This window comes from Streptomyces sp. SudanB5_2050 (genome assembly GCF_964272335.1).
In the GTDB taxonomy this organism is placed as follows: Bacteria; Actinomycetota; Actinomycetes; order Streptomycetales; family Streptomycetaceae; genus Streptomyces; species Streptomyces rochei.
Window position 1 is genome coordinate 6550565 of the sequence record NZ_OZ186760.1, and the last position, 26836, is coordinate 6577400.

Here is a 26836-nt window from a genome sequence, read left to right on the forward strand (position 1 = left end):
GCGGCTCACCGACCACCCCGCCGCCGACCACCTCGCCCACCCCGCCGCCGATCACTCCGCCCGCCCCGCCGCCCACCCCCCAGGGCCCGCCGCCGACCGGGACACCATCCGCCTGCGCGAGACGGCCGGGACCGCGACGCCCCTCACCGGGACCGCGAGGCCCTTCACCGGGTCCGCGGAGCAGCCCGCCGCCGAGGCCCCGGAGTCCGCCGCCGAGCCCCCGACGACCGCCGCCGGTACCGGCGCCACCCCCGACCACCCCGACGACCCGCCCCGCTACGCGCCCGAGTGGCTGCGGCTGCGGGAGCCCGCCGACGCCGCGGCGCGGGCGCACGACCTTCTCGGTCCGCTCCGTGTCCGCCTCGCCGACAGGCCGGGCCGGGCGGCGCACGACGGGCTCGTCGTGCACGACCTGGGCTGCGGCACCGGCTCGATGGGACGCTGGCTCGCGCCGCTGCTCGACGGCGCCCAGCACTGGGTGCTGCACGACCGCGACCCCTACCTCCTGCACTTCGCCGCCGTCGGCACCCCGCGTGCCGCGGCCGACGGGAGCCGTGTCACGGTCGAGACCCGGCGCGGCGACCTGGCCCGCCTCACACCGGACGCGCTGACCGGTGCCGGGCTGGTGACGGCGTCCGCGCTGCTGGACGTGCTCACCGCCCGGGAGGTCGACGCGCTCGCCGCCGCCTGTGCCGCCGCGGGATGCCCGGCGCTGCTGACCCTCTCCGTCGCCGGTCGTGTCGAACTGACTCCCGAGCACCCCCTGGACACCGAGTTCACCCTGGCCTTCAACGACCACCAGCGCCGCTCCGGCCTGCTCGGTCCTGACGCCGTGAGCACGGCCGCCGAGGCGTTCGCCGCGTACGGGGCGACCGTACGGACGCGGTCCGCCCCCTGGCGGCTGGGACCGGACGAGGCCGCGCTCGCCGGGCAGTGGCTGCGCGGCTGGGTGGCGGCGGCCGTCGAGCAGCGCCCCGAGCTGCGCGAGCCGGCCGCCCGGTACGTGGAGGAGCGCCTCGCCGCCTGCGCCGCGGGGGAGTTGCGCGTCGTCGTCCACCACACCGACCTGCTGGCGCTGTGCCGGCCGAAGGGCGCGGCCTCGTGAGCGCACCCAAGGCCGACGCGGGCGCGCGCGCCCTGCGCACCCGGCTGGGGACCCTCGCCGGCGTCCTCGTCCTCGGCGTGCTGCTGTGGCGGACGGGGACCGGGCCGCTGCTCGGCGGGCTGCGGCGGATCGACGGGCCCGCGCTGCTGGCGGCGCTCGGGATCGGGCTGGTCACCACCGTGTGCAGCGCCTGGCGCTGGTCCCTGGTGGCCCGGGGTCTGCGCATCCGGCTGCCCCTCGCGCCGGCCGTCGCCGACTACTACCGCGCCCTCTTCCTCAACGCCGCCCTGCCCGGCGGAATCCTCGGCGACGTGCACCGCGCGGTGCGGCACGGGCGGAGCACCGGCGACCTGGGACGCGGCGTGCGATCCGTCGTCCTCGAACGCGCCGCCGGTCAACTCACGCTGGCCGTCTTCGGCGTGGCGGTGCTGCTCACCATGCCCTCCCCGTTGCTGACCGGGGCCCGGCAGGCGGCGCCGATCGCCGCGCCGGCCGTACTCGGCGCGCTCGCCGTCGCCGTCGCCGTGCGCAGGAACCGGGTGCCCGCGCCCGAGGGACGGCGGGGCCGGCCGACGATGCTCGCCGAGGCGCGCGAAGCGCTGCTGTCCCGCGCGAACCTGCCGGGGATCGCGCTGTCGTCGGCCGTCGTCCTGGCCGGGTACCTGGCGATGTTCTTCCTCGCCGCCCGCGTGGCCGGCAGCGGAGCCTCCGTCGCCGTACTGACACCGCTGGCCGTGCTCGCGCTGCTCGCCATGACGCTGCCGCTCAACGTCGGCGGCTGGGGTCCCCGGGAGGGCGTCACCGCCTGGGCGTTCGGCGCGGCCGGGCTCGGCGCGGGCACCGGACTGGGCGTGGCAGCGGTGTACGGGGTCCTCAGCTTCGTGGCCGGGCTGCCCGGCGCCGTCGTGCTCGTCGGGCGCTGGTACGCCGGACAGCGCGCCGGACGCTCCGGCACCACCGCCGTACCCCACCCACACCCCCACCCCCACCTCCAGTCCCACCCGGACCCCCACCTCCAGTCCCACCCGGACCCCCACCTCCAGTCCCACCCGGACCCCCACCCCCGGTCCCACCCGGGCCCACACCCCCACCCGGCCGCCCCCCACCCCGCGCCCGGCGGGACCTACCCGCGCTCGCCCCCCGGCCGGGGCGGCTCCACCTCCGTAAGGAGCGAGAAATACGCAGCGAAGGAATCCGCGAGGCTCGCCAGCAGTTCCTTCCCCTTTTCCGCCGAACCGCGTGACGGGCGTCCGATGACACCGGAATCGGTATAGGCGGACATACCGAGGGAGAGCAGATGACGCCGGTCGTCGGCGACGAAATCGGCGGCCTCGTGACCGGGCCGGACCAATTCGGGATGCGCGTGCAGAAGAATGGATGTCTCGATTTCCCCCGCGTGCATGTCGGTGAGCAGCGAGGTGGTCACCCCGGCCCGCTCCCGCGCCGTCTCCCAGTCCTCCACGGCCGGGAACAGGGCCATCCGTTCCCCCCGCGCGGACGCCTCCTGGACGACGTTGCCCAGTACGTAGTTGCCGCCGTGGCCGTTGACCACCACCAGCGCGTCGACGCCCGAGCGGCGCAGGGAGTCGGCTATGTCCCGTACCACCGCGTACAGCGTCACCGCGGAGACGCTGACCGTACCCGGCCAGTCCGCGTGCTCGTGCGAGCAGCCGATCGTCACCGGCGGGAGCGGGTGCACGGGGTACGCGGCGGCGATCTCCCGGACCACGGCGCACGCGACGAGCGTGTCGGTGGCCAGCGGCAGGTGGGGGCCGTGCTGTTCGTAACTGCCCACCGGCAGCACCGCGATCTGGCGCGGCACTCCCACGCCCCGCCCGCGCACGTCCTCGGTCGTGTCCGCCGGCACCAGTGAGACATCCATTCCCGCACGGCCCTTCGTCTCGGTCGAGAAAACTGTTGAGCCATTAGAGCATCTGTTGAGGAATGCGAGAATCATGACGGAAAAAATCGGTGTACTCGGTGAGCAGGCAGCGCAGCGCACGGATGTGGAGCGTGTCGTGGTGACTCCGCTGCCCACCGTCTACGGGCAATTCCGGGCGTACGGGTATTTCGACCACGAGCGCGGGGACGAGCAGGTCGCACTCGTCCACGGCGACCCGGGCCCCGACGGCGTGCTCACCCGGCTGCACTCGGAGTGCCTGACGGGCGACGCCCTCGGCTCCCGGCACTGCGAGTGCGGCGCCCAACTCGCCGCGGCCCTCCAGGAGGTGGCCGCCGCCGGAAGCGGCGTGGTCGTCTATCTGCGCGGTCACGAGGGCCGGGGCATCGGGCTGCTCGCGAAACTGCGTGCGATGGCGTTGCAGGCGGAGGGCCTGGACACCGTGGAGGCCAATCTCGCGCTCGGTCTGCCGGTGGACGCCCGCGACTACGGCGTGGCCGCCCGCATCCTGGCCGACCTCGGGGTGCGTTCGGTGCGGCTGATGTCCAACAACCCGCGCAAACGGGAGGCGTTGGTGCGGCACGGCATCGGGGTCACCGAGCAGGTGCCGCTGCTGATACCGCCGTGCGCCAGCAACATCACCTATCTGCGCACCAAACGGGAACGGCTCGACCACCACCTGCCCCACCTCGACGCGGTGGCGCACCTGTCGTCCTGAGGGGGACGGTCAGTCCGTCAGGGCGGCGGCCACGAGCCGCTTGAGGTCCGGGTAGACGGTGTGCGAGGACTTCGGCCGGACCTGGGTCAGGAACTGCACCGTCAGGTCATGCTCCGGGTCGACCCAGAAGGTGGTCGTCGCCACCCCGCTCCAGCCGTACGTGCCGAGCCCGGAGGGCGCCTCGGTGCGGCTCGGGTCGATCACCACGGAGACCCCGAGTCCGAAGCCGACACCGTCGTTGCCGGGCCGGTCGTGCGCCGGGCGGCTGCCGAAGGAGCGCAGGTCGGCGTCGCCGGGCAGGTGGTTGCGGGTCATCAGGTCGACCGTCGCGGGGGCGAGGACGCGGACCCCGTCGAGTTCGCCCCGGCGCCGCAGCAGCTCCGCGAAGCGGTGGACGTCGTACGCCGAGGAGACCAGGCCGCCGCTGCCCGAGAGGAACCGCGGCCGGCCCCGCAGCGGCAGTCCGGGGACCGGCGCGATGCCGCCGTCGTCCGTCTCGCCGTACAGCTCGGCCAGCCGCCCGGCCTGCTCGTCGGTGACCTCGAAGCCGGTGTCCGGCATGCCCAGCGGCCGGAAGATCCGCTCGGCGCAGAACACGTCGAGCGGCCGGCCGGACACCACCTCCACGAGCCGTCCGAGCACATTGCTGGCCACCGAGTAGTTCCACCGTGTGCCCGGCTCGAACTGGAGCGGCAGGCTCGCGTACAGGTCGACGGTCTCCGCCAGGTCCGCGCCCGGCCGCGTCGACGACTCCAGGCCGGCCGCCCGGTACAGGGCGTCGACGGGGTGCGCGTGGTAGAAGCCGAAGGTGAGGCCGGCCGTGTGGGTCATCAGGTGCCGGACCAGGACCGGCCCGGAGGCCGGCCGGGTGACGACGTCGTCCGCGGTCCCCTCCACGTACACCCGGGGCCCGGCGAACGCCGGGAGGTACCGCTCCACCGGGTCGTCGAGCGACAGCCGCCCCTCCTCCACCAGCGTCAGGGCGGCCACGGCCGTGACCGGTTTGGTCATGGAGTAGATGCGCCACAGGGTGTCGGCCGTCACGGGCAGTCCGGCGGCCACGTCCCGCATCCCGTGCACCGTGAGGTGGGCGACGCGCCCGCCGCGGGCGACGGCCACCAGGAAACCGGGCAGCCGCCCCTCGTCGACCTGCCGGGCGAAGTGCCCGTCGAGCCGGTCCAGCGCGTCGGCGTCCAGTCCCGCCGCGTCCGCGTCGATCTCCTGCCGCAGGGGTGTCATGTCCCTCGCCTCCCAGGTCGCTCACCGAGGTGCGTCCGGCATACCCCGTCAGGACGCCTCCAGACCTCGGGACCCGCCGTGCGCTCCGGTACGCGCCTCGATCGCGCGCAGCACCGCCACCATGTCCTCACCGCCGTGCCCGAGGGCCACCGTCTCCTCGAACAGGGTGTGGCAGGCGTCGAGGAGGGGAGAGGCGACTCCCGCCCCGCGGGCCGCCTCGGCGATCAGCCGGTTGTTCTTCAGGACGTCCAGGGCCGCCGCCTGCACGCTGAAGTCACCCGCCAGCAGCTTCGGCGCCTTCATGCGGGAGACGGCGCTGGCCATCGGGCCGGCCTCCAGGACGTCGAGGAAACGGGCCCGGTCCAGGCCCTGGCGCTCGGCGAAATGGAACGCCTCGACGAGACCGGTCACCTGGGTGATCAGGAACAGGTTCACGGAGAGTTTCGTCAGCAGGGCACCCGGCACCGGACCGCACGCGAAGGACTCGTGGCACAGGGGAGCGAGGAGCGGGGCCACCTCGGCCACCGCGCTCTCCTCGCCGGCCAGCATCGCCACCAGCCGGCCGTTCTGCGCCGGCACCCGGGAACCGGAGACGGGCGCCTCGACGTAGCGTCCGCCCGCCGCGCGGACGTCGGTCTCCAGGCCGCGGGAGAACTCCGGCGAGGTGGTGCCCATGTGGACGACCAGGCGCCCGGCGACGCGGGAGGCGAACTCCGGGGTGCCGCGCGCCAGCACGGCGTCGGTCGCCGCCTCGTCGGCCAGCATCAGGAGGACCGCGTCGGCCCGCTCGAAGACCTCGGCGGGACCGGCCGCCACCTCGGCGCCGACCGCGCGCAGGGGCTCGGCCCGGGCGGGGGTGCGGTTGTGGACCACGAGCGGTGTGCCGGCGTCCGCCAGACGCAGGGCCATCGGCTGACCCATGACACCGAGACCGAGGAAACCGACCCGCACGACGCACCACCCGTCCGTCCGTACCGGGCGCGCCACACGGCGGGCCCTCGTTATGACACCTGTCATAGTAGCCCCGGTTATGACGCCCGTCATAGAGTGGTCACGCCGCCGGGAAGGGCGGTGGACGGCAGGTGAGTGAAGGTGCGAGGTGCGGAGGGAGCCCTCGATGGTGAAGCCCGAACGGGGCCCCAGGGAGCGGATGGTCTTCAGCGCCGCCCAGTTGATCCGCCGCGACGGGGTGGAGGCGACCGGGATGCGGGATGTCGCCGCGCACGCCGGGGCGCCCCGGGGATCGCTCCAGCACTACTTCCCCGGCGGCAAGGAGCAACTGGTCGCCGAGGCGCTGCGGTGGGCCGGGCGGTACGCGGCCGACCGGGTCGCGCGCTTCCTGGCGGCGATGGAGCGGCCGACGCCGAGCGGGCTGTTCGCGGCGATGGTGGGCCAGTGGACCGACGAGTACCGGACCTCCGGCTTCGCCGGCGGATGCCCGGTCGCCGCGGCGACGGTGGACCGCGCCCAGTCCTCCGAGACCGCCCGCCGAGCCGCCGCCGACGCCTTCGCCGCCTGGACCCGCCCGGTCGCCGACGCCCTCACCGGTATGGGTGTGCCGGCGGCCCGGTCCGAGCCGCTCGCCACACTGATGATCAGCGCCCTGGAGGGGGCGATCGTCATCGCCCGCGCCGAGCGGGACGTACGGGCGCTGACGACCGTCGCCCGCGAACTCGGCCCGCTGCTGGACGCCGCCGCCACCGAAGCCTGAACCGGGGCGGGGGGCCGGCCCGCGGCCCTCCAACGCCGACGGACCCGCGGTCGGCCACCGGCCCGGGGCTCAGGCCGCCACCGTCTCCGGGGCGGCGGCCTTCGCGCGACCGCGCTCGCCCAGCTCCTCGGTCGGCACCCGGTGGGTCTCCCGGGCCGACAGCGCGGCGATCACCGGCGGGACGCACAGCGCCGCCGTGAACAGCGCCACCGCGAACCAGTCGTCGCCGTCCGGACCGGCGATCCGCGCCGCGAACGTCACCGCGAACCCGGCCACCGCGAAGCCGATCTGCGTTCCGATCGCCACGCCGGACAACCGGACCCGGGTGGAGAACATCTCGCCGTAGAAGGCGGGCCACACGCCGTTCGCGGCGCTATAGACGACACCGAAGGCGACGATGCCGGTGAGGAAGGTGAGCGCGTACGAGCCGCTGGAGATCGCCCACAGGTACAGGAACATCGTCACCGCGCTGCCCACCGCGCCGATCAGGTACACCGGGCGCCGGCCGATCCGGTCCGACAGCGTCGCCCACAGCGGGATCGCGGCGAGCGCGACGACGTTGGCGAGCGCCCCCACCCACAGCATGGCGGTGCGGGACATGCCGACCGAGTCACTGGTCGCGTAGGCCAGCGCCCACACCGTGAAGATCGTGCTGACCGAGGCGATCAGCGCCCCCGCGACCACCCGCAGCACGTCCGCCCAGTGGTCGCGCGCCAGCACCACGAGCGGCATCTTCGCGACGCCCTCGGTGGCCGCCTGTTGCGCGAAGGCCGGCGTCTCGTCGAGCTTTCGGCGGATGACGTAACCGACGACCGCGACCACGACGCTCAGCCAGAACGGGACCCGCCAGCCCCAGGTCAGCAGGTGCTCCTCGGGGAGGGCGGCGACGGGGAGGAAGACCAGGGTGGCCAGCAACTGCCCGCCCTGGGTGCCGCTGAGGGTGAAACTGGTGAAGAAGCCGCGTTTGCCCGGCGGCGCGTGCTCCAGCGTCATCGAGTTGGCGCTGGCCTGCTCGCCCGCCGCCGAGATGCCCTGGAGGATGCGGCACAGCACCAGCAGCACCGGAGCGAGCGTGCCGACCTGCTCGCGCGTGGGCAGACAGCCGATGAGGAAGGTCGACACGCCCATCAGGATCAGCGTGAACACCATGATCTTCTTGCGGCCCATGCGGTCGCCGACGTGCCCGAGGAAGAACGCGCCGACGGGACGGGCGGCGTACGCGACGCCGAAGGTGGCCAGCGACAGCAGGGTCGCGGTGGCCGGGTCCGACTCGTCGAAGAAGACCTCGGGGAAGATCAGCGCGGCGGCGCTGCCGTAGATGAAGAAGTCGTAGTACTCCAGTGCGCTGCCGATCCAGGCGGCGGTGGCCGCCTTCTTCGGCTGGCCGGGCGGAGCGGCGCCCTGGGGCGCGGGGGCGGGGACGGACACGGCGTTGCTCCTTCGGGGGGCTCCACCGTAGGCGGAGCGAGCGGAGGGGAGAAGTGCCGATCGGCTAATTAACCCACTGGGTAGTTAGTCGCGGATGGGAAGGGATGTTGCGCGCACGTTTCGCGTGTGTCAAGGGGTCCCGGCCGTCCCGGAGCCGGCCGCTCAGTCCGCCGCGCGCTCCGCCGTCAGGTAGGCGATCACCATGTCGCCGAGCATGGTCCGGTAGTGCTCGCGCTGGTCCGGGGCGACCAGGTCGCGGCCGAACAGCGCGCCGAAGGTGTGCCGGTTGGCGACCCGGAAGAAGCAGAAGGAGCTGATCATCGCGTGCAGGTCGACGGCGTCGACGTCGGCCGTGAACAGGCCGGAGCGCTGCCCCTCCTCCAGGATGCGGCGGATCACCTCGAGGGCCGGGGAGCCGATGCTGGCCAGCATCTCGGAGGACGCGATGTGCTCGGCGTCGTGGATGTTCTCGATGCTGACCAGGCGGATGAAGTCGGGGTGGCGCTCGTGGTGGTCGAAGGTCACCTCGGCGAGGCGCCGGATGGCCGCCACCGGGTCCAGGTGCTCGACGTCGAGCTGCTGCTCGGCCTCCCGGATCACGCCGTACGCCCGCTCCAGCACGGCCGTGAACAGCTGCTCCTTGCCGCCGAAGTAGTAGTAGATCATCCGCTTGGTGGTGCGGGTGCGGGCGGCGATCTCGTCGACGCGGGCCCCGTCGTAGCCGGCCCGGGCGAACTCCCGCGTGGCCACGTCGAGGATCTCGGCCCGGGTGCGGGCGGCGTCACGGGTGCGCGCGCCGGATCGTGCCGGTTCGTCGACGCTGGTCATCGGGTTCCTTCGGGGGCCGGGGCGGAACTGCGGGCTGGGGAGGCGCTGCGGGCGAGGGACGTGCGGTGATTGTAGAAGCCCCGGCCTTCCCTCCCGCCCCGCCCTCCTGCTATGACTAACGTACTGGTTCGTACATTGGTCGCTCGGGCGTGGACCCGAGCCGCTCAGGAGGTCCCCGGTGGCCAAGGACTCGTATCTCGTCGGACTGATCGGCTCCGGCATCGGCCCGTCGCTCAGCCCGGCCCTGCACCAGCGGGAGGCCGACCGGCAGGGCCTGCGCTACCTGTACCGGCTGATCGACGTCGACACCCTCGGGGTGCCGCCCGAGGCCGTGGGCGACCTGCTGCGCGCCGCCCGGGACCTCGGCGTCGACGGGCTGAACATCACCCACCCGTGCAAGCAGCTCGTCATCGAGCACTTGGACGCGCTCGCCCCGCAGGCCGAGGCGCTCGGCGCGGTCAACACGGTCGTCTTCGACGACACCGGCCGGGCCACCGGTCACAACACGGACGTCACCGGCTTCGCCGCGTCCTTCGCCCGGGGCCTGCCCGACGCGCCGCTGGAGCGGATCGTGCAGCTCGGCGCCGGCGGCGCGGGCGCGGCCGTCGCCCACGCCACGCTCACCCTGGGCGCCGGGCAGGTCACCGTCGTCGACGCGCTGCCCGAGCGGGCCGCCGCCCTCGCCGCCCAGCTGAACCGGCACTTCGGGACCGGACGCGCCGCCTGTGCCGCCCCCGACCGGCTGCCCGCGCTGCTGGCCGAGGCCGACGGCATCGTCCACGCCACCCCCACCGGCATGGCCGCCCACCCCGGCCTGCCGCTGCCCGCCGCCCTGCTCCACCCCGGGCTGTGGGTCGCCGAGGTCGTCTACCGCCCGCTGGAGACCGAACTGCTGCGCACCGCCCGCGCCCTGGGCTGCGCCACCCTCGACGGAGGCGGCATGGCGGTCTTCCAGGCGGCCGACGCGTTCCGGCTGTTCACCGGGCGGGAACCCGACGCCGTGCGGATGCTCGCCGACATCGCCGACCTGGCCGGCGTGGTCGGCGCCCCGAAGTAGGAAGAGGTACCGACGTGCGGACGTCCATCGCCACCGTCTCCCTCAGCGGCTCGCTCACCGAGAAGCTCACCGCCGCCTCCCGGGCGGGCTTCGACGGCGTGGAGATCTTCGAGAACGACCTGCTGGCCAGCCCCCTCACCCCCGAGGAGATCCGCGCCCGCTGCGCCGACCTCGGCCTCTCGGTCGACCTCTACCAGCCCATGCGGGACATCGAGGCGCTGCCCGAGGAGGAGTTCGCCCGCGCCCTGCGCCGGGCCCGGCACAAGTTCGAGCTGATGGGCCGGCTCGGCGCGGACACCGTCCTGGTCTGCTCCAGCGTCTCGCCGCACGCCCTGGACGACGACGCCCTCGCCGCCGAGCAACTCAGCCGCCTCGCCGGCCTCGCCGAGGACCACGGCGTCCGCGTCGCCTACGAGGCGCTCGCCTGGGGCCGGCACATCAGCACCTACGACCACGCCTGGCAGGTGGTGAAGAGCGCCGACCACCCCGCGCTCGGCACCTGCCTCGACAGCTTCCACATCCTCTCCCGGGGCAGCGACCCCAAGGGCATCGAGGACATCCCCGGCGAGAAGATCTTCTTCCTCCAGCTCGCCGACGCGCCGCTGCTCGCCATGGACGTGCTCCAGTGGAGCCGCCACTACCGCTGCTTCCCCGGCCAGGGCGGCTTCGACGTCGCCGGTCTGGTGCGGCACGTGCTGCGCGCGGGCTACCGGGGCCCGCTCTCCCTGGAGGTCTTCAACGACGTCTTCCGCCAGTCCGAGGCCGGCCCCACGGCGGTGGACGCCCGGCGCTCCCTGCTGACCCTCCAGGAGACCGTCGGCCTCGCGACCCCGCCCGCCCCCGCACCGCCCACCGGGATCGCCTTCGCCGAACTGGTCACGCCCGACGCCGCCCCCGTCTCCGCCGTGCTCGGGGCGCTGGGCTTCACCCGCACCGCACGCCACCGCGGCAAGCCCGTCGACCTGTGGCAGCACGGCGAAGCCCGCGTCCTGGTCAACACCGGCCCGGCCGAGCGCCGCGACGGCACCCGGCTGGCCGCCGTCGGCCTGGAGTCGCCCGACCCCGCCGGGGCCGCCCGCCGCGCCGAGGCCCTGCTCGCCCCGGTGCTGCCGCGCCGCCGCGCGCCCGGGGACGCGGAACTGGAGGCGGTCGCCGCGCCCGACGGCACGGAGCTGTTCTTCTGCGCGACCCGGCGCTCCCCGCTGCCCGACTGGCGCGCCGACTTCGAGGACGTGGCGCCCGCGCCGCACGACGGGGGACCCTGGCGCGTCGACCACCTCTCCCTCGCCCAGCCCTGGCACCAGTTCGACGAGGCGGCCCTCTTCCACCGCTCCGTGCTCGGCCTGCGCTCGCAGGAGAGCGTGGACGTCGCCGACCCCTACGGCCTGCTGCGCAGCCGCGCCGTGAGCACGGACGACGGCGCCGTGCGCATCGCCCTGACCGTCGGCCCGGCACCCACGGACGACACCGCGCACGCCCAGCACCTCGCCCTGGCCACCGACGACGTGGTCGCCGCCGCCCGCCGCTACCGCGAGGCCGGCGGCCCGCTGCTGCCGATCCCCGCCAACTACTACGACGACCTCGCCGCCCGCTTCGAGTTCGCCGACGGGGAGCTGGAGACGTACCGGGAGCTGGGCATCCTCTACGACCGCGACGCGCACGGCACCTTCCGGCACTGCTACACGCACACCGTCGGCCGGGTCTTCTTCGAACTGGTCCAGCGCGACGGCGGCTACCGGGGCTACGGCGCGGCGAACGCGCCGGTCCGGCTGGCGGCGCAGCACGCGGTGCGGGCGTTCACTGCCGGCTGACGGTGCGGGTCAGGCCCGCGATCACCGTGGTGGCCAGGATCCACCCCGTGATGATGAGGACGTACGCCAGCGTCTGGTGGCCGCCCTCGGGGGCGAAGGCGTTCTCCTGCCCGAAGGAGATCACCGGCAGCAACAGGTCGAGGGTGTAGAACACCGGGTCGAAGTCGGGGGCCTCGGCGGGCTTGAGCGGCGGCGGGTGGTGCAGTCCGAACGCCACCGAGCCGACCGCGAGCAGCGACAGCAGCCAGCCGCCCGCGCGCAGCGGCCGGAAGCCGTAGCCGACGGTCATGTCCTGTACGTGGCCCCAGAGTCGGCCGTACCAGGGCAGGGTGCGCCGGTGCCGTCGCTGCTTGGCGAGCTGGACCGTCCGGGCCGCGTCGTCGTCACCGATCCTGCGGTAGGAGGCGGTCAACTGCTCGTAGACGAAGGGCAGATAGCTGTCGCCCTTCTCCAGCATCGGCAGCCGTCGCTCGGCGGGCTCGTGCGGGATGAGCGAGGTGTAGGTGAGGTCGTTGAGCTGGACCCAGGCCGGTACGGCCTCCGGTTCGAGGAACAGGACGTCCACCTGGGAGCGGCGCAGGTTGAGGGCGCCCTCCACCCTCGGACACTGGCGCAGCCACAGTTCGCCGATCACACAGCTGCTGGCCCGTATCGCGGTTCCGTCGGGGTTGGCCAGACGCGCGTGGGAGAGGTCCAGCCGCCCGGGTATGCGCGCCCCGCGCAGTTCCAGCCGGCCCCGCACCTCGGCGTTCCGCATCAGCACGTCGGACTCGGCCGCCAGTGTCTCGGCCTTCAGCGCGGTGCCGCCCGGCCGGTCGAGCACCGCGTCGGTGAGGTTGACGGTCCCGGTCACCCGGGCGCCGTCGAGCCGCACCTCGCCCCGCGCCACCAGGCCCGGTGCCCACAGGTCGGCACCCAGCACGGCCTGGTTGAGCTGGAGCACCGGTCCCTCGGCGTCCGGCGCCTGGATCCGCGTGCTCTCGAGGTACAGGCTCCCGGTGACCTCCGCGCCGCCGAGCCGCACCATCCCCGCGAACCGGGTGCGGGTCAGCCGCAGCACACCCTCCACCCGGACGGCGTGCGAGACCAGCCCGGGCAGCACGGACTCGCTCAGGTTCACCTCGCGCAGCCGCGCTCCGTACAGGCGCGGCACGTCCTCGAAGTGGCAGTACCGCAGCCGCACGGGATGGTCGACCGTCGCGTACTGGAGTTCCAGGACACCGGTGACGCGCACCCCCGCCAGATTGAGCGCGGGCACCTCGCCCTCCGCGCGCGGGCCGTCCAGCAGCAGTGTCCTCAACACGCGGGCGCGGACGGTGCGTTCGGGTCCCCAGGCGCCACCGTCGGCGGGGTCCTCGTCGTCCGAGGCGCGGAAGTCCACGAGGGCGCCGGAGGCGAACGCCCGCCAGACGCGCGTCTCGGCCGGTGTCAGGTCGTTGATCTCCATCAGGGAGGGACTCTGACCCGAACCGGCCGATCACGTCAACGCGCTTTCCGGACCGCCCCGGTGAGCGCCTACTTCTTCGCGGCCTCCACCGCGTGGCCGCCGAACTGGTTGCGCAGCGCGGCGATCATCTTCATCTGCGGCGAGTCCTCCTGCCGGGACGCGAACCGCGCGAAGAGGGAGGCCGTGATCGCGGGCAGCGGCACGGCGTTGTCGATGGCCGCCTCGACGGTCCAGCGTCCCTCGCCCGAGTCCTGCGCGTAGCCGCGCAGGTTGTCCAGGTGGTGGTCCTCGTCGAGGGCGTTGACGGCCAGGTCGAGCAGCCAGGAGCGGATGACCGTGCCCTCCTGCCAGGAGCGGAAGACCTCGCGGACGTTGTCCACGGAATCGACCTTCTCCAGCAGCTCCCAGCCCTCGGCGTAAGCCTGCATCATGGCGTACTCGATGCCGTTGTGGACCATCTTGGAGAAGTGGCCCGCGCCGACCTTGCCCGCGTGGACGTAGCCGTAGGGGCCCTCGGGCTTGAGCGCGTCGAAGATCGGCTTGAGGTCGTCGACGACCTCCTTCTCGCCGCCGACCATGAGCGCGTAGCCGTTCTTCAGGCCCCACACGCCGCCGGAGACGCCGGCGTCGACGAAGTTGATGCCGTGCTTGGCCAGCTCCTCGGCGTGCTTCTCGTCGTCCGTCCAGCGGGAGTTGCCGCCGTCGATGACGGTGTCGCCGTGCCGGAGCAGGCTCCCCAGCTGGTCGATGACGCTCTGGGTGGCGGCACCGGCCGGCACCATCACCCAGACCGCGCGCGGCCGCTCCAGCTGCTCGACCAGGTCGACGAGGCTGTTCACGTCGGCCAGCTCGGGGTTGGTGTCGTATCCGACGACGGTGTGGCCGGCGTTGCGCAGACGCTCGCGCATGTTGCCGCCCATCTTGCCGAGGCCCACAAGACCGATCTGCATGTCAGTGCACTTCCTTCAGTTCACGGTAGGCGGCCACCAGCGCGGCCGTGGACGGATCGAGGCCGGGTACGTCGGCGCCCTCGGTGAGGGCCGGCTCGACGCGCTTGGCGAGGACCTTGCCGAGCTCGACGCCCCACTGGTCGAAGGAGTCGATGTTCCAGATCGCGCCCTGCACGAACACCTTGTGCTCGTACAGCGCGATCAGCTGGCCCAGGACGGAGGGGGTCAGCTCGGTGGCCAAGACGGTGGTGGTGGGGTGGTTGCCCCGGAAGGTGCGGTGCGGCACCTGCTCCTCGGGCACGCCCTCGGCGCGGACCTCGTCCGAGGTCTTGCCGAAGGCCAGCGCCTGTCCCTGGGCGAACAGGTTGGCCATCAGCAGGTCGTGCTGGGCCTTCAGCTCGTCGCTCAGCTCGGCGACGGGCCGGGCGAAGCCGATCAGGTCGGCCGGGATGAGCTTGGTGCCCTGGTGGATCAGCTGGTAGTAGGCGTGCTGGCCGTTGGTGCCCGGCGTGCCCCAGACCACCGGCCCGGTCTGCCACTGAACGGGGCGCCCCTCGCGGTCCACCGACTTGCCGTTGGACTCCATGTCCAGCTGCTGGAGGTAGGCGGTGAACTTCGACAGGTAGTGGCTGTACGGCAGGACGGCGTGCGACTGGGCGCCCATGAAGTTGCCGTACCAGACGCCCAGCAGACCGAGGATCAACGGGGCGTTGGCCGGGGCCTCGGCGTTGCGGAAGTGCTCGTCGACGATGCGGAAGCCGTCGAGCATCTCCCGGAAGCGGTCCGGGCCGATGGCGATCATCAGGGAGAGACCGATCGCCGAGTCGTACGAGTAACGGCCGCCGACCCAGTCCCAGAACTCGAACATGTTCGCCGTGTCGATGCCGAAGTCGGCGACCTTCTCGGCGTTCGTCGACAGGGCGACGAAGTGCTTGGCGACCGCCTTCTCGTCGCCTCCCAGGCCGTCCAGCAGCCAGGAGCGCGCCGAGGTCGCGTTGGTGATCGTCTCGATGGTGGTGAACGTCTTGGACGCCACGATGAACAGCGTCTCGGCCGGGTCCAGGTCCCGGACCGCCTCGTGCAGGTCGGCGCCGTCCACGTTCGACACGAAGCGGAGGGTCAGCGAGCGGTCGGTGAACGCCCGCAGCGCCTCGTAGGCCATCGCCGGACCGAGGTCGGAGCCGCCGATGCCGATGTTGACGACGTTCCTGATGCGCTTGCCGGTGTGGCCGGTCCACTCGCCGGAACGGACCCGGTCGGAGAAGTCGGCCATCCTGTCCAGCACGGCGTGCACCTTGGGCACGACGTTCTCGCCGTCGACCTCGATCACCGCGTCCCGCGGGGCGCGCAGCGCGGTGTGCAGCACCGCCCGGTCCTCGGTGATGTTGATCCGCTCGCCGCGGAACATCGCGTCGCGCAGCTCGAATACGCCGGTCGCGGCGGCCAGCTCCCGCAGCAGCGCCAGCGTCTCGTCGGTGACCAGGTTCTTGGAGTAGTCGATGCGCAGGTCGCCGACGCGCACGACGTACCGCTCGGCCCGCCCGGGGTCGTCGGCGAACAGCTCGCGCAGGTCCGGGTGGGCCAGCGCGTCCTTGCGGTGGTCCGCCAGCGCGGTCCACTCGGGCCGCCGGTCGAGCTTCGGGGTGTCGGTCTCAGACATGGACAGGGGTCTCCTTGCCGGCCTCGCCGCGCAGGGCGATGGCGTACATCTCGTCCGCGTCGAGGCGCCGTAGCTCCTCGGCGATCAGTTCGGAGGTCGAGCGGACCTTCAGCGCGAGGGAACGCGGGGGCTGGTCGGGCAGGGTCATCGTGGCGATCGGTCCCTCGGGCCGGTCGATGACGATCTCGCCGTTGGCGGTCCCGAGGCGGACGGCCGTGACGACCGGACCGTCGGTGATCACACGGTCGACCGTGACGTGCAGCCGCGCCTCCAGCCAGCGGGCCAGCAGCTCGGCCGCCGGGTTGTCCGCCTCGGCCTCCACGGTCGCGGAGGTCACCGGCACCCGGGCCTGGTCGAGGGCGGCGGCCAGCATGGAACGCCACAGCGTCAGCCGGGTCCAGGCCAGGTCGGTGTCGCCGGGCGCGTAGGTGCGGACCCGGCGCTCCAGGGTCTCCATCGGGCGTTCCACCGCGTACAGGTCGGTGATGCGGCGCTGGGCCAGCGCACCCAGCGGATCCCCGGCGGGGTCGTCGGGCGAGTCCACCGGCCACCACACGACGACCGGGGCGTCCGGCAGCAGCAGCGGCAGCACCACGGAGTCGGCGTGCTCGGAGACCTCGCCGTACATGCGCAGCACCACCGTCTCGCCGGTGCCGGCCTCGGAGCCCACCCGGACCTCGGCGTCGAGATGCGAACGGGTGCGGTCGCGCAGGTTGCGCGGGTGCCGCTTGATCACGACCAGGGTGCGCGAGGGGTGCTCGTGCGAGGCTTCCTCGGCCGCCTTGATCGAGTCGTAGGCGTTCTCCTCGTCGGTGACGATGACCAGGGTGAGCACCATGCCCACGGCCGGTGTGCCGATGGCCCGGCGGCCCTGGACCAGCGCCTTGTTGATCTTGCTTGCCGTGGTGTCGGTCAGGTCGATCCTCATGGCCTGCGCCAGCTCCGTCCGTCTCGTGCGAGCATCTCGTCGGCTTCCCGGGGGCCCCAGCCGCCCGAGGCGTACTGCGCGGGCTTCCCGTGCGTGCTCCAGTACTCCTCGATCGGGTCGAGGATCCGCCAGGACTCTTCCACTTCCTGGTGGCGCGGGAACAGGTTGGCGTCGCCCAGCAGGACGTCCAGGATCAGCCGTTCGTACGCCTCCGGGCTGGACTCCGTGAAGGACTCGCCGTATGCGAAGTCCATCGACACGTCCCGGATCTCCATCGAGGTGCCCGGCACCTTGGAGCCGAAGCGCACCGTCATGCCCTCGTCGGGCTGGACGCGGATGACGATCGCGTTCTCGCCCAGCTCCTCCGTCGCGGTGGAGTCGAAGGGGGAGTGCGGGGCCCGCTGGAAGACCACCGCGATCTCGGTGACCCGGCGGCCCAGGCGCTTGCCGGTGCGCAGGTAGAAGGGGACGCCCGCCCAGCGCCGGTTGTCGACGCCCAGCTTGATCGCCGCGTAGGTGTCGGTGGTGGAGGCCGGGTCGATGCCCTCCTCCTCCAGGTAGCCGGGGACCTGCGCGCCGCCCTGCCAGCCGCCCTCGTACTGTCCGCGCACGGTGTGCGCGCCGAGGTCGTCGGGCAGCCGCACCGCCCGCAGCACCTTCAGCTTCTCGGTGAGCAGGGAGCGGGCGTCGAAGGCGGCCGGCTCCTCCATGGCGGTGAGGGCCATCAGCTGGAGCAGGTGGTTCTGGATGACGTCGCGGGCGGCGCCGATGCCGTCGTAGTAGCCGGCCCGGCCGCCGATGCCGATGTCCTCGGCCATGGTGATCTGCACGTGGTCCACGTAGGACCGGTTCCAGATCGGCTCGTACATCTGGTTGGCGAAGCGCAGCGCCAGGATGTTCTGGACGGTCTCCTTGCCCAGGTAGTGGTCGATGCGGAAGACCTGCTCCGGGTCGAAGACCTCGTGCACCAGCGCGTTCAGCTCCCGGGCGCTGCCCAGGTCGTGCCCGAACGGCTTCTCGATCACCGCGCGGCGCCAGGAGCCCTCCGGGGCGTCGGTCAGCCCGTGCTTCTTGAGCTGCTGGACCACCTTCGGGAAGAACTTCGGCGGCACCGAGAGGTAGAAGGCGTAGTTGCCGCTGGTCCCGCGCGAGGTGTCCAGCTCCTGCACGGCCTTGCGCAGCTGCTCGAAGGCCTCGTCGTCGTCGAAGTCGCCGGGGATGAAGCGCATGCCCTCGGCGAGCTGCTGCCAGACCTCCTCGCGGAACGGCGTGCGCGCGTGCTCCTTGACCGCGTCGTGCACGACCTCCGCGAAGTCCTGGTTCTCCCAGTCGCGGCGGGCGAAGCCCACCAGGGAGAAGCCCGGCGGCAGCAGACCGCGGTTGGCCAGGTCGTAGACGGCCGGCATCAGCTTGCGGCGGGAGAGGTCGCCGGTGACGCCGAAGATGACCAGCCCCGAGGGGCCGGCGATCCGGGGGAGGCGGCGGTCCTGGGGATCGCGCAGGGGGTTGCTCCAGTCGAGGGGCGCCACCGGCTCGACGGGCTTCTCGTCCGCCTTCACGCCCTTCGTGGCGCCGGCCGCCCCCGACTTCTTCCCGGCCCGGGCGGACCTGGACGACTTGCCGGCCTTCGGCGCCCCGGCGGCCCGCGACTCCTCGGCCTGCTGGGCGTGCAGCGGCCCCGCCGCCTCCCGGGCCGCCTCGGTCTCCTTGGCCTCCTTCGTCGCCTTGGTCTCGCCGACCGTCTCAGCGGGAAGGTCCTCGCTCATTCCCCGTCAACTCCCTTGCTGTCGAGGGACTTCGTCACGGCGTCCAGCAGGTCCTGCCAGGCCACCTCGAACTTGGCCACGCCCTCCTGCTCCAGCTGCTCCACCACCTCGTCGTACGAGATGCCGAGCCGCTCCACGGCCGCGAGGTCCGCCCGGGCCTGGGCATAACCGCCGGTGACCGTGTCGCCCCGCACGTCGCCGTGATCGGCGGCGGCGTTCAGGGTGGCCTCCGGCATCGTGTTCACGGTGCCGGGAGCGACCAGCTCCTCCACGTACAGGGTGTCCCGGAATGCCGGGTCCTTCACCCCGGTCGACGCCCACAGGGGACGCTGGGCGTGGGCACGGGCTCCGGCCAGGGCGGTGAAACGGCTGCCCGCGAAGACGTTCTCGTACGCCTCGTAGGCCAGCCGCGCGTTGGCCAGCGCCGCCTTCCCCTTCAGTGCCAGGGCCTCGTCCGTGCCCAGCACCGTCAGCCGCTTGTCGATCTCGCTGTCGACGCGGGAGACGAAGAAGGAGGCCACGGAGTGGATGCCGGCGAGGTCCAGCCCGGCCGCCTGCGCCTTCTCCAGACCGGCGAGGTAGGCGTCCATGACCTCGCGGTAGCGCTCCAGCGAGAAGATCAGCGTGACGTTGACGCTGATGCCGGCGCCGACGACCTCGGTGATCGCCGGGAGACCGGCCCTGGTCGCCGGGATCTTGATCATCACGTTGGGCCGGTCGACCAGCCAGGCCAGCTGACGGGCCTCGGCGACCGTGGCCCGGGTGTCGTGGGCGAGGCGCGGGTCGACCTCGATGGAGACCCACCCGTCCCGGCCGCCGGTCGCCTCGTGCACCGGGCGCAGCACGTCGGCGGCGGCGCGGACGTCGGCGGTGGTCATCATGCGGACCGCCTCGTCGACGGTGACGCCGCGGGTCGCGAGGTCGGCGAGCTGCTCCTCGTAGCCCTCGCCGGAGCCGATGGCGGCCTGGAAGATCGACGGGTTGGTGGTGACGCCGACGACGTGCTTCGTCTCGATCAGCTCGGCCAGGTTGCCGGACTCGATCCGCCGCCGCGACAGGTCGTCCAGCCAGATGGAGACGCCCGCCTCGGACAGGCGTCGCAGCGCTCCCGCGGTCGCGGTTGCTTCGGTCACAGTGATCATCTTCTCTTTCTGCTTCTCGGTGCGTCCGGCTCAGCCGCGGGCGGCGGCCAGGGACTCCCTGGCGGCGGCGGCCACGTGCTCGGCGGTGAAGCCGTACTCGGTGAACAGGGTCTTGGCGTCGGCGGAGGCGCCGAAGTGCTCCAGCGAGACGATGCGGCCCGCGTCGCCGACGAACCGGTGCCAGGTCAGGCCGATCCCGGCCTCCACGGCCACCCGTGCCTTCACGGACGGCGGCAGCACGCTCTCGCGGTACTCGCGGGGCTGCTCCTCGAACCACTCCACGGACGGCATCGAGACCACCCGCGCGGGCGTTCCCTCCGCCTCCAGCGCCTCCCGTGCGGCGACGGCGAGCTGCACCTCGGAGCCGGTGGCGATCAGGACGACCTCGGGGGAGCCGGTGGACGCCTCGGCGAGGACGTACCCGCCCCGCGCCGCGTCCGGGTTGGGCTCGTACGTCGGCACGCCCTGGCGGGTGAGGGCCAGACCGTGCGGAGCCGGGTGGGTGGAGTGCCGCTTGAGGATCTCCGCCCAGGCGATGGCGGTCTCGTTGGCGTCGGCCGGGCGGACCACGTTCAGGCCCGGGATGGCGCGGAGGGCGGCCAGGTGCTCGACCGGCTGGTGGGTCGGACCGTCCTCGCCGAGACCGATGGAGTCGTGCGTCCACACGTACGTCACCGGGAGCTGCATCAGCGCCGACATGCGCACCGCGTTGCGCATGTAGTCGGAGAAGACCAGGAACGTTCCGCCGTAGACGCGGGTGTTCCCGTGCAGCGCGATGCCGTTCATCTCCGCGGCCATCGAGAACTCGCGGATGCCGAAGTGGATGGTGCGGCCGTACGGGTCGGCCTCGGGCAGCGGGTTGCCCGCCGGGAGGAAGGACGACGTCTTGTCGATCGTCGTGTTGTTCGAGCCGGCCAGGTCGGCCGAGCCGCCCCACAGCTCCGGCAGCACCGGGCCGAGCGCCTGGAGCACCTTGCCGGACGCGGCGCGGGTGGCGACCGCCTTGCCGGTCTCGAACACCGGCAGGGCGTCCTCCCAGCCCTCGGGGAGCCGGCCCGCGACCACCCGGTCGAACAGCGCCGCGCGCTCCGGCCGGGCGCCCCGCCACTTGTCGATCCGCTTGTCCCAGGCGGCGTGCGCCTCCGCACCCCGGTCCAGGGCCCCGCGGGTGTGGGCGAGGACGTCGTCGGCGACCTCGAAGGACTTCTCCGGGTCGAAGCCGAGGACGCGCTTGGTGGCGGCGACCTCCTTTTCGCCGAGGGCGGAGCCGTGGGATGCCTCGGTGTTCCGGGCGTTCGGGGCGGGCCAGGCGATGATGGTGCGCATGGCGATGATGGACGGGCGGCCGGTCTCGGCCTTCGCCGCCGTCAGCGCCGCGTACAGCGCGTGCACGTCGACGTCACCGTCGTCGGCGGGCTCGATGCGCTGCACGTGCCAGCCGTAGGCCTCGTACCGCTTGAGCACGTCCTCGGAGAACGCGGTGGCGGTGTCGCCCTCGATCGAGATGTGGTTGTCGTCGTAGAGGAAGACGAGGTTGCCGAGCCTCTGGTGGCCGGCCAGCGACGACGCCTCGGCGGAGACGCCCTCCTGGAGATCGCCGTCGGAGACGATCGCCCAGACGGTGTGGTCGAAGGGGGACTCGCCCTCGGGCGCCTCGGGGTCGAACAGACCGCGCTCGTAGCGGGCGGCCATCGCCATGCCCACCGCGTTGGCGACGCCCTGGCCCAGCGGGCCGGTCGTGGTCTCCACGCCCGCGGTGTGCCCGTACTCCGGGTGGCCGGGCGTCTTCGAGCCGTGGGTGCGGAAGGCCTTCAGGTCGTCCAGCTCCACCTCGTACCCGGCGAGGTAGAGCTGGGTGTAGAGGGTCAGCGAGGTGTGTCCCGGAGAGAGGACGAAGCGGTCACGGCCGGTCCACTCCGGGTCGGCGGGGTCGTGCCGCATCACCTTCTGAAAGATCGTGTACGCGGCCGGGGCGAGCGCCATCGCCGTGCCGGGGTGGCCGTTGCCGACCTTCTGCACCGCGTCGGCCGCCAGGACACGGGCGGTGTCGACGGCACGCCGGTCGAGTTCGGTCCATTCGAAGCGGTCCGCGCTGTCCACTGTGTGCGTGCTCATCTTCAAGAAATCCTCGATCGGAGCGGGGTATCGGGTCTGACGTGTTCAAACTTAAAAGTCTGACTTTTGAGAGTGAAGGTCGTGGTGTGCCAGCCTGTGGTGAAACTGGGACACGGCCCGGCGCGCGGGCGCACGGGCGGGACGGCACGAGAAGGACATGGCGCACGAAAACCGACAAGACGGCGGGGGTGGCCCGCGGGGCGACGGCGACGGGATCAGAACCTTCCCCTTCCCGGTCGATCTCAGCCTCCTGGGCGTCGGCATGCAGGTCGGCCCCATGGGCGCCGGCCGCACCTGGCACGCGCACGCCCCGCTGCACCGCGTGCACCGCATCGACTTCCACGTCGTCATGCTGTTCACCGGCGGACCGGTCCGCCACATGATCGACTTCGCCGAGTACGAGGCGACGGCCGGCGAGCTGCTGTGGATCCGGCCCGGACAGGTCCACCGCTTCTCGCCGGACAGCGAGTACCGCGGAACGGTGCTGACCATGCAGCCCGGCTTCCTGCCCCGCGCCACCGTGGAGGCCACCGGCCTCTACCGCTACGACCTGCCGCCCCTGCTGCGCCCGGACGAGGCGCGCCTGGCCGCTCTCGCCGCCTCCCTCGACCAGCTCCGCCGGGAGTACGAGGACGCCACCACCCTCCCGCTGAGCCTGCACACCGCCGTGCTGCGCCACTCGCTGTCCGCGTTCCTGCTGCGGCTCGCGCACCTCGCGGTCAGCTCGGCGCAGCAGGAACGCCCGGGGCCGGCGTCCGGGGACACGACGTTCACCCTCTTCCGGGACGCCGTCGAACGGGGTTTCGCCACCAACCACAGCGTCAGCGCCTACGCGGACGCGCTCGGTTACTCCCGCCGCACCCTCGTCCGCGCGGTGCGCGCGGCCACCGGCCAGACGCCCAAGGGGTTCATCGACCGGCGTGTCGTCCTGGAGGCCAAGCGCCTCCTCGCCCACACTGAGATGCCGATCGGCCGGGTCGGCGCGGCGGTGGGCTTCCCGGACGCGGCGAACTTCTCGAAGTTCTTCCAGCAGCACACCGACCGGACGCCGGCGGCGTTCCGGGCCGAGCTGCGCTGAGACACACACGACGGAGGGGTCCCGCGCCTGCCCGCGCGGGACCCCTCCGTCCTCCTTCGGGAGGTCGGCCGTCCGCCGCTCAGCGGCCGAAGCCGAACCAGTTCACGTTGACGAAGTCCGCCGGCTGTCCGCTGGTGAAGGTCAGGTACACGTCGTGCGTACCCGTCACCGCCCCGATGTTCGCCGGGATCGTCCGCCACGACTGCCAGCCCCCGGTGTTGCCCACCGCGAAGCTGCCGACCGGCGTACCGGTACGGCTGTCCAGGCGCACCTCCACCAGGCCGCTGACGCCGGCGGCCGCACCGCTGGCCACCCGTGCCTTGAACTGCGTGGCCGCGCTCGACCCGAACTTCACGCCCTTGTACTGGACCCAGTCGCCGTTGGCGAGCGCGCCGAGGTTGCCGCCGCCGCCCGAGTCCGAGGTGGCCTCGGTCATCGTGCCGGACTGGGCGTCGTACGACTCGGCCTCGATGGTGCTGTAGGCGTCCCGGTCACCGCCGGTCGGCGGCGGCGTGGTACCGCTCCCACCGGCCGTGAGCACCTGGACGTAGTCCACGAGCATCGAGTGGCCGGGCTGGGTGCCGGCGTCCGGGCCGCCGCCGAAGGCGTTCGGGAAGCCGCCGCCCATCGCGACGTTGAGGATGAGGAAGTACCCGTGGTCGGTGGCGTTCCGCCAGGTCGTGGCGTCGACCTGGTCGGCGCGCACGGTGTGGAAGTTGTTGCCGTCGACGTAGAAGCGGATCTGCTCGACGCTCGTCGAGCGGTCCCACTCCACGCGGTAGGTGTGGAAGGCCGCCTGGCAGGTGGCGCCGGGGCAGGCGGTGCTGCCGCCGATGCCGCTGGTCTCGTTGCAGGGGCCGCCCGGAGAGGTGCCGCAGTGCATCGTGGCCCAGACGGTGTTGAGCCCCTGCGTGTTCTCCATGATGTCGATCTCGCCGACCGCGGGCCAGTTCCAGTAGTTGCCGCGGTAGGGAGCACCCAGCATCCAGAACGCCGGCCAGTAGCCCTTGGCCGCCGCCCCGGTGACGTTCGGGACCTGGATGCGGGCCTCGACGCGCAGCTTGCCGCCGGCCGGCGGCTCGAAGTCGGCGCGCCTGGTCTCGACGCGGCCCGAGGTCCAGTTGCCGGCGGCGTCGCGCTGGGGGGTGATGCGCAGGTTGCCGGCGCCGTCGAGGGAGACGTTGCTCGGGGAGGAGGTCATCGTCTCGATCTCGCCGGTGCCCCAGTTGGCGGGGCCGCCCGGGTACCCGGTGCCGGTCGCGTACTGCCAGTTCGCGGTGTTCACGCCGGAGCCGGCCGCGCCGTCGAAGTCGTCCGCGAAGACCTGGGTCCAACCGGACGGGGGAGGCGGGACGGTGGCGTTGGCCGACGGCCCGGTGACGGCGGTGGCGGCCGCGGCGAGGCCGAGCGTGCCGACGACGGCCACCAGGGCCCGGCGCAGTCGCCGTCGCCCGGGCGGGTTGCCGGAGGTCTCTCTCATGTGGGGGTCGCCTCTCGATGCGGGGGAGGGAAGCGGAAGTGGCCCGGGGCGCTCTCCGCGATGCTTCTGAGAGCGCTCTCAGGGTGCGGCCAATGTGCTCCCGGGCGTACCCGTCGTCAAGAGGTGAAGCCGGGAAAGTCCTTGCCACGCCGGGGAGTTCACCCCGTGAACACCCACGAACGGCGCGAATGGGCCCAAGCGCGCGCCACACCCCGGGCCCCTTCCCCCCTGTCGGCGAGGAGGGGCCCGGCGCGCCGGCCTCGGCTCCCGGCCTGGGCTCCCGGCCTCGGCTCCCGGTCTCAGCGGCGGGCCGGCGCGGGCGGTGCGGGCGGCTCCGGGACGGCCGCCTCCTCACGCACTCCGAACCTCGCGTGCGCCTTGCGCAGCGGCTCCGGGGCCCACCAGGCGTGCCGGCCGAGCAGTGCCATGCTCGCCGGGACCAGCAGCATCCGTACGACCGTGGCGTCGACGAGCACCGCCAGGGTCAGGCCGAGCCCGATCTGCAGGATGGGGGAGAAGCCGCCCGTCATGAAGGCGCCGAACACGACCGCCAGGAGCAGCGCGGCGCAGGTCACCACCCGGCCCGAGCGGCGCAGACCCGTGACCACGGCCTCCCGGTCGTCGCCCGTCCGCTCCCGTGCCTCCCGCATCCGGGCCAGGATGAACAACTCGTAGTCCATGGCGAGCCCGAACGCGATCGCGATGATCAGCGGCGGGGCCGTCAGACTCAGCGCGCCCAGCCCCTCCGCGCCGATCAGCCCGGCCAGACGGCCGTGCTGGAACACCCAGACCACGGCGCCGAGCGCGGCGCCGAGGCTGAGCAGCGTGGTCGCGATCGTGCGCAGCGGGAGCAGCACCGACCCGGTGAACGCGAACAGGAGCAGGAAGATGCCCGCCAGTACGGTCAGCACCGCCCACGGCGCGCGGTCGGCCAGCATCTGCCGGAAGTCCACCAACTGGGCGGCGGTGCCGGTGACCTGGACCGGCTCGTCGTCGCGCAGCTCCCGTACCCGCTCGACCAGCTCGGTGGCCGCCGGCCCGTCGACGGTGCCCGCCGGGCGCAGTTCGAGCACGGCCGTGCCGTCGGGCAGCTCGCGGCGCTCGGTGCCCGGCACGAGCGCCGCGATCCGGTCGGCCGTCGCCGCGTCGGTGCCCGACCGGAGGACCACGGTGACCGGTGAGACGCCGGTGCCCGGCGGGAAGTGCGCCTCCACGGCGTCGTACAGCCGCCGTGCCTCGGTGCTCGCCGGGAGCTGCCGCGCGTCGCCGATGTTGATCCGCATCCCGGTGACGGGCAGTGCCAGCACCAGCAGGGCCGGGACCACCACCGCCAGGACGGCCAGGCGCCGTCGGGCGGCGAAGCGGGCCAGCCGGGCGAAGAGCCGGCCCTCCTCGCCCTCCGGCCGCACCTCGGCGGGGGCGATCCGCCCGCCGAACCGGGTCAGCAGCGCGGGCAGCAGGGTCAGCGCGGCGAGCATGTCGACGACGACCACCGCGGCCACCGCCAGGCCCATGCTGCGCAGGAAGGTGCTGGGGAAGACCAGCAGCCCGGTCAGGCTCACCGCCACGGTCAGGCCGGAGAACAGCACGGTCCGTCCGGCCGCCGCGACCGTGCGGTGCACGGCCTCCACCACGTCCCCGGCCTCGCGCAGCTCCTCGCGGAAGCGGACCAGCATCAGCAGGGCGTAGTCCACGGCGAGGCCGAGCCCCAGCATCGTCGTCACCTGGATCGCGTACACGGAGATGTCGGTGAACTGACTGAAGGCGAACAGGCCGAGGAAGGCGCCCGCGATGCCGGCCACCGCGATCAGCAGCGGCAGTCCGGCCGCGCGCAGCCCGCCGAAGACGACCAGCAGCAGCACCAGCACGACCGGCAGCGAGATCATCTCGGCGTGCGCGACGTCCTGCTGGGCCCGCTCACCGAGCTGATCGCCGAGCAGCGGACCACCGCTGACGTGGACCGCGGACGCGTCGATCGCGTGCAGCCGCCCGGCCGCGGCCTCCACCGCCTCCTCCTCGGCCTCGTCCCCGAGGCCGCCCTCGAACTCGACGGGGACGATCAGCGCCCGCCCGTCCCCGGCGATCAGTCCGCGCGTCGCGTACGGGTCGGGCACGGCGGCGACGCCCGCCGTCCTGCGCAGATCGGCGACGGCCCGTCCCACCTCGGCGCGGACCTCGGGGGCGCCGACCGCCGTGGCCTCGACGACCGCGGTGATCGACGCACCGGAGGGGTCGATGTCGTCCAGGTACTCGGCCGTCACCTCCGACTCGGTGCCGGGGACGTCCGGTACGTCGTCGGAGAGCTTGCCGAACACCCCCGTCCCCAGGCCGAAGCCGAGCAGCAGGAACAGGCCCCACAGGAGCATCACGGTCAGTGGGCGGCGGGTCGCCGCCCGGGCGAGTGTGGACAGCACGGTCCCTCCCGGCGGTCGTCGTACGACAGGGGACGCCTCCACCGGCGTCGCCCACAGCG

20 protein-coding genes and 1 pseudogene are annotated in these 26836 nt (G+C 73.0%); 7 read left to right on the forward strand and 14 right to left on the reverse strand.

The window, feature by feature from the left end:
• Nucleotides 1-112 precede the first annotated feature (112 nt).
• Together ACFZP7_RS28890 and ACFZP7_RS28895 are read left to right on the forward strand one after the other, a co-directional pair.
• Complete coding sequence (locus ACFZP7_RS28890) at nt 113-1105, forward strand: hypothetical protein (RefSeq protein ID WP_385638536.1); 993 nt, start codon at nt 113-115, stop codon at nt 1103-1105.
• A gap of 77 nt (nt 1106-1182) precedes the next feature.
• A pseudogene (locus tag ACFZP7_RS28895) lies at nt 1183-1938 on the forward strand (YbhN family protein); the annotation flags it as partial.
• A gap of 290 nt (nt 1939-2228) precedes the next feature.
• On the opposite strand, the gene ACFZP7_RS28900 reads toward ACFZP7_RS28895, so the two are convergent.
• Entirely contained in the window at nt 2229-2987 is a 759-nt protein-coding gene (locus ACFZP7_RS28900) for a creatininase family protein (protein ID WP_037823698.1), read from the reverse strand.
• 73 nt (nt 2988-3060) lie between these two features.
• Between ACFZP7_RS28900 and ribA the strand changes: the two genes are divergently transcribed.
• Nucleotides 3061-3723 (forward strand): GTP cyclohydrolase II, encoded by a 663-nt coding sequence (gene ribA, locus ACFZP7_RS28905; RefSeq protein ID WP_029394581.1) that lies wholly within the window; start codon nt 3061-3063, stop codon nt 3721-3723.
• Between the two features lie 9 nt (nt 3724-3732).
• Here the strand turns inward: ribA and ACFZP7_RS28910 are convergent, their stop codons facing one another.
• Entirely contained in the window at nt 3733-4962 is a 1230-nt protein-coding gene (locus ACFZP7_RS28910) for a serine hydrolase domain-containing protein (protein WP_385636744.1), read from the reverse strand.
• A gap of 48 nt (nt 4963-5010) precedes the next feature.
• Nucleotides 5011-5913 carry an NAD(P)-dependent oxidoreductase gene (locus ACFZP7_RS28915; RefSeq protein WP_385636746.1) on the reverse strand — a complete coding sequence of 301 codons (903 nt, stop codon included), beginning with the start codon at nt 5911-5913 and terminating at the stop codon, nt 5011-5013.
• Nucleotides 5914-6079: 166 nt separating this feature from the next.
• Between ACFZP7_RS28915 and ACFZP7_RS28920 the strand changes: the two genes are divergently transcribed.
• Nucleotides 6080-6673, forward strand: a complete 594-nt coding sequence (locus ACFZP7_RS28920) for a TetR/AcrR family transcriptional regulator (protein ID WP_031020420.1) — start codon at nt 6080-6082, stop codon at nt 6671-6673.
• A 69-nt stretch (nt 6674-6742) separates the two neighbouring features.
• Here ACFZP7_RS28920 and ACFZP7_RS28925 read toward each other — a convergent pair whose 3' ends face one another.
• Nucleotides 6743-8101, reverse strand: coding sequence for an MFS transporter (locus ACFZP7_RS28925; protein WP_385636748.1), 1359 nt, complete (start codon nt 8099-8101; stop codon nt 6743-6745).
• A gap of 162 nt (nt 8102-8263) precedes the next feature.
• Nucleotides 8264-8929, reverse strand: coding sequence for a TetR/AcrR family transcriptional regulator (locus ACFZP7_RS28930; protein WP_019330699.1), 666 nt, complete (start codon nt 8927-8929; stop codon nt 8264-8266).
• Between the two features lie 178 nt (nt 8930-9107).
• On the opposite strand from ACFZP7_RS28930, the gene ACFZP7_RS28935 reads away from it, so the two are divergent.
• Nucleotides 9108-9986: a shikimate dehydrogenase gene (locus ACFZP7_RS28935; protein WP_385636751.1), complete on the forward strand. Its 879-nt coding sequence runs from the start codon at nt 9108-9110 to the stop codon at nt 9984-9986.
• Nucleotides 9987-10000: 14 nt separating this feature from the next.
• Nucleotides 10001-11797, forward strand: coding sequence for a bifunctional sugar phosphate isomerase/epimerase/4-hydroxyphenylpyruvate dioxygenase family protein (locus ACFZP7_RS28940; RefSeq protein WP_385636754.1), 1797 nt, complete (start codon nt 10001-10003; stop codon nt 11795-11797).
• Here the strand turns inward: ACFZP7_RS28940 and ACFZP7_RS28945 are convergent.
• The 7 genes from ACFZP7_RS28945 to tkt form a co-directional block, all read right to left on the reverse strand.
• Complete coding sequence (locus tag ACFZP7_RS28945; RefSeq protein ID WP_385636757.1) at nt 11784-13244, reverse strand: membrane-associated oxidoreductase; 1461 nt, start codon at nt 13242-13244, stop codon at nt 11784-11786. The genes ACFZP7_RS28940 and ACFZP7_RS28945 overlap by 14 nt on opposite strands.
• 68 nt (nt 13245-13312) lie before the next feature.
• Entirely contained in the window at nt 13313-14194 is an 882-nt protein-coding gene (gene gnd / locus ACFZP7_RS28950) for a phosphogluconate dehydrogenase (NAD(+)-dependent, decarboxylating) (protein WP_019330695.1), read from the reverse strand.
• A 1-nt stretch (nt 14195) separates the two neighbouring features.
• Complete coding sequence (gene pgi, locus ACFZP7_RS28955) at nt 14196-15854, reverse strand: glucose-6-phosphate isomerase (protein ID WP_385636759.1); 1659 nt, start codon at nt 15852-15854, stop codon at nt 14196-14198.
• Nucleotides 15847-16782 (reverse strand): glucose-6-phosphate dehydrogenase assembly protein OpcA, encoded by a 936-nt coding sequence (gene opcA, locus ACFZP7_RS28960; RefSeq protein ID WP_125536528.1) that lies wholly within the window; start codon nt 16780-16782, stop codon nt 15847-15849. Before opcA ends, pgi begins: the two co-directional genes overlap by 8 nt.
• Nucleotides 16779-18548: a glucose-6-phosphate dehydrogenase gene (gene zwf, locus ACFZP7_RS28965; RefSeq protein ID WP_125536529.1), complete on the reverse strand. Its 1770-nt coding sequence runs from the start codon at nt 18546-18548 to the stop codon at nt 16779-16781. Before zwf ends, opcA begins: the two co-directional genes overlap by 4 nt.
• Nucleotides 18545-19690, reverse strand: a complete 1146-nt coding sequence (gene tal / locus ACFZP7_RS28970; RefSeq protein WP_030974530.1) for a transaldolase — start codon at nt 19688-19690, stop codon at nt 18545-18547. Before tal ends, zwf begins: the two co-directional genes overlap by 4 nt.
• 30 nt (nt 19691-19720) lie before the next feature.
• Complete coding sequence (tkt, locus tag ACFZP7_RS28975; RefSeq protein WP_385636762.1) at nt 19721-21805, reverse strand: transketolase; 2085 nt, start codon at nt 21803-21805, stop codon at nt 19721-19723.
• A gap of 157 nt (nt 21806-21962) precedes the next feature.
• On the opposite strand from tkt, the gene ACFZP7_RS28980 reads away from it, so the two are divergent.
• Nucleotides 21963-22883, forward strand: a complete 921-nt coding sequence (locus ACFZP7_RS28980) for an AraC family transcriptional regulator (RefSeq protein ID WP_030974525.1) — start codon at nt 21963-21965, stop codon at nt 22881-22883.
• 79 nt (nt 22884-22962) lie between these two features.
• Here ACFZP7_RS28980 and ACFZP7_RS28985 read toward each other — a convergent pair whose 3' ends face one another.
• Entirely contained in the window at nt 22963-24363 is a 1401-nt protein-coding gene (locus tag ACFZP7_RS28985) for a glycoside hydrolase family 16 protein (protein ID WP_210901210.1), read from the reverse strand.
• Between the two features lie 299 nt (nt 24364-24662).
• Nucleotides 24663-26777: an MMPL family transporter gene (locus tag ACFZP7_RS28990; protein WP_385636766.1), complete on the reverse strand. Its 2115-nt coding sequence runs from the start codon at nt 26775-26777 to the stop codon at nt 24663-24665.
• Between the last annotated feature and the right edge of the window lie 59 nt (nt 26778-26836).

Excerpts from the sequence above, each read along its gene's own strand:
- ACFZP7_RS28900 (WP_037823698.1), bottom strand. The coding sequence starts at position 2,987 with ATGGATGTCTCACTGGTGCCGGCGGACACGACCGAGGACGTGCGCGGG.
- ribA (WP_029394581.1), top strand. The coding sequence starts at position 3,061 with ATGACGGAAAAAATCGGTGTACTCGGTGAGCAGGCAGCGCAGCGCACG.
- ACFZP7_RS28910 (WP_385636744.1), bottom strand. The coding sequence starts at position 4,962 with ATGACACCCCTGCGGCAGGAGATCGACGCGGACGCGGCGGGACTGGAC.
- ACFZP7_RS28920 (WP_031020420.1), top strand. The coding sequence starts at position 6,080 with ATGGTGAAGCCCGAACGGGGCCCCAGGGAGCGGATGGTCTTCAGCGCC.
- ACFZP7_RS28930 (WP_019330699.1), bottom strand. The coding sequence starts at position 8,929 with ATGACCAGCGTCGACGAACCGGCACGATCCGGCGCGCGCACCCGTGAC.
- ACFZP7_RS28945 (WP_385636757.1), bottom strand. The coding sequence starts at position 13,244 with ATGGAGATCAACGACCTGACACCGGCCGAGACGCGCGTCTGGCGGGCG.
- gnd (WP_019330695.1), bottom strand. The coding sequence starts at position 14,194 with ATGCAGATCGGTCTTGTGGGCCTCGGCAAGATGGGCGGCAACATGCGC.
- pgi (WP_385636759.1), bottom strand. The coding sequence starts at position 15,854 with ATGTCTGAGACCGACACCCCGAAGCTCGACCGGCGGCCCGAGTGGACC.
- opcA (WP_125536528.1), bottom strand. The coding sequence starts at position 16,782 with ATGAGGATCGACCTGACCGACACCACGGCAAGCAAGATCAACAAGGCG.
- zwf (WP_125536529.1), bottom strand. The coding sequence starts at position 18,548 with ATGAGCGAGGACCTTCCCGCTGAGACGGTCGGCGAGACCAAGGCGACG.
- tal (WP_030974530.1), bottom strand. The coding sequence starts at position 19,690 with ATGATCACTGTGACCGAAGCAACCGCGACCGCGGGAGCGCTGCGACGC.
- tkt (WP_385636762.1), bottom strand. The coding sequence starts at position 21,805 with ATGAGCACGCACACAGTGGACAGCGCGGACCGCTTCGAATGGACCGAA.
- ACFZP7_RS28980 (WP_030974525.1), top strand. The coding sequence starts at position 21,963 with ATGGCGCACGAAAACCGACAAGACGGCGGGGGTGGCCCGCGGGGCGAC.
- ACFZP7_RS28985 (WP_210901210.1), bottom strand. The coding sequence starts at position 24,363 with ATGAGAGAGACCTCCGGCAACCCGCCCGGGCGACGGCGACTGCGCCGG.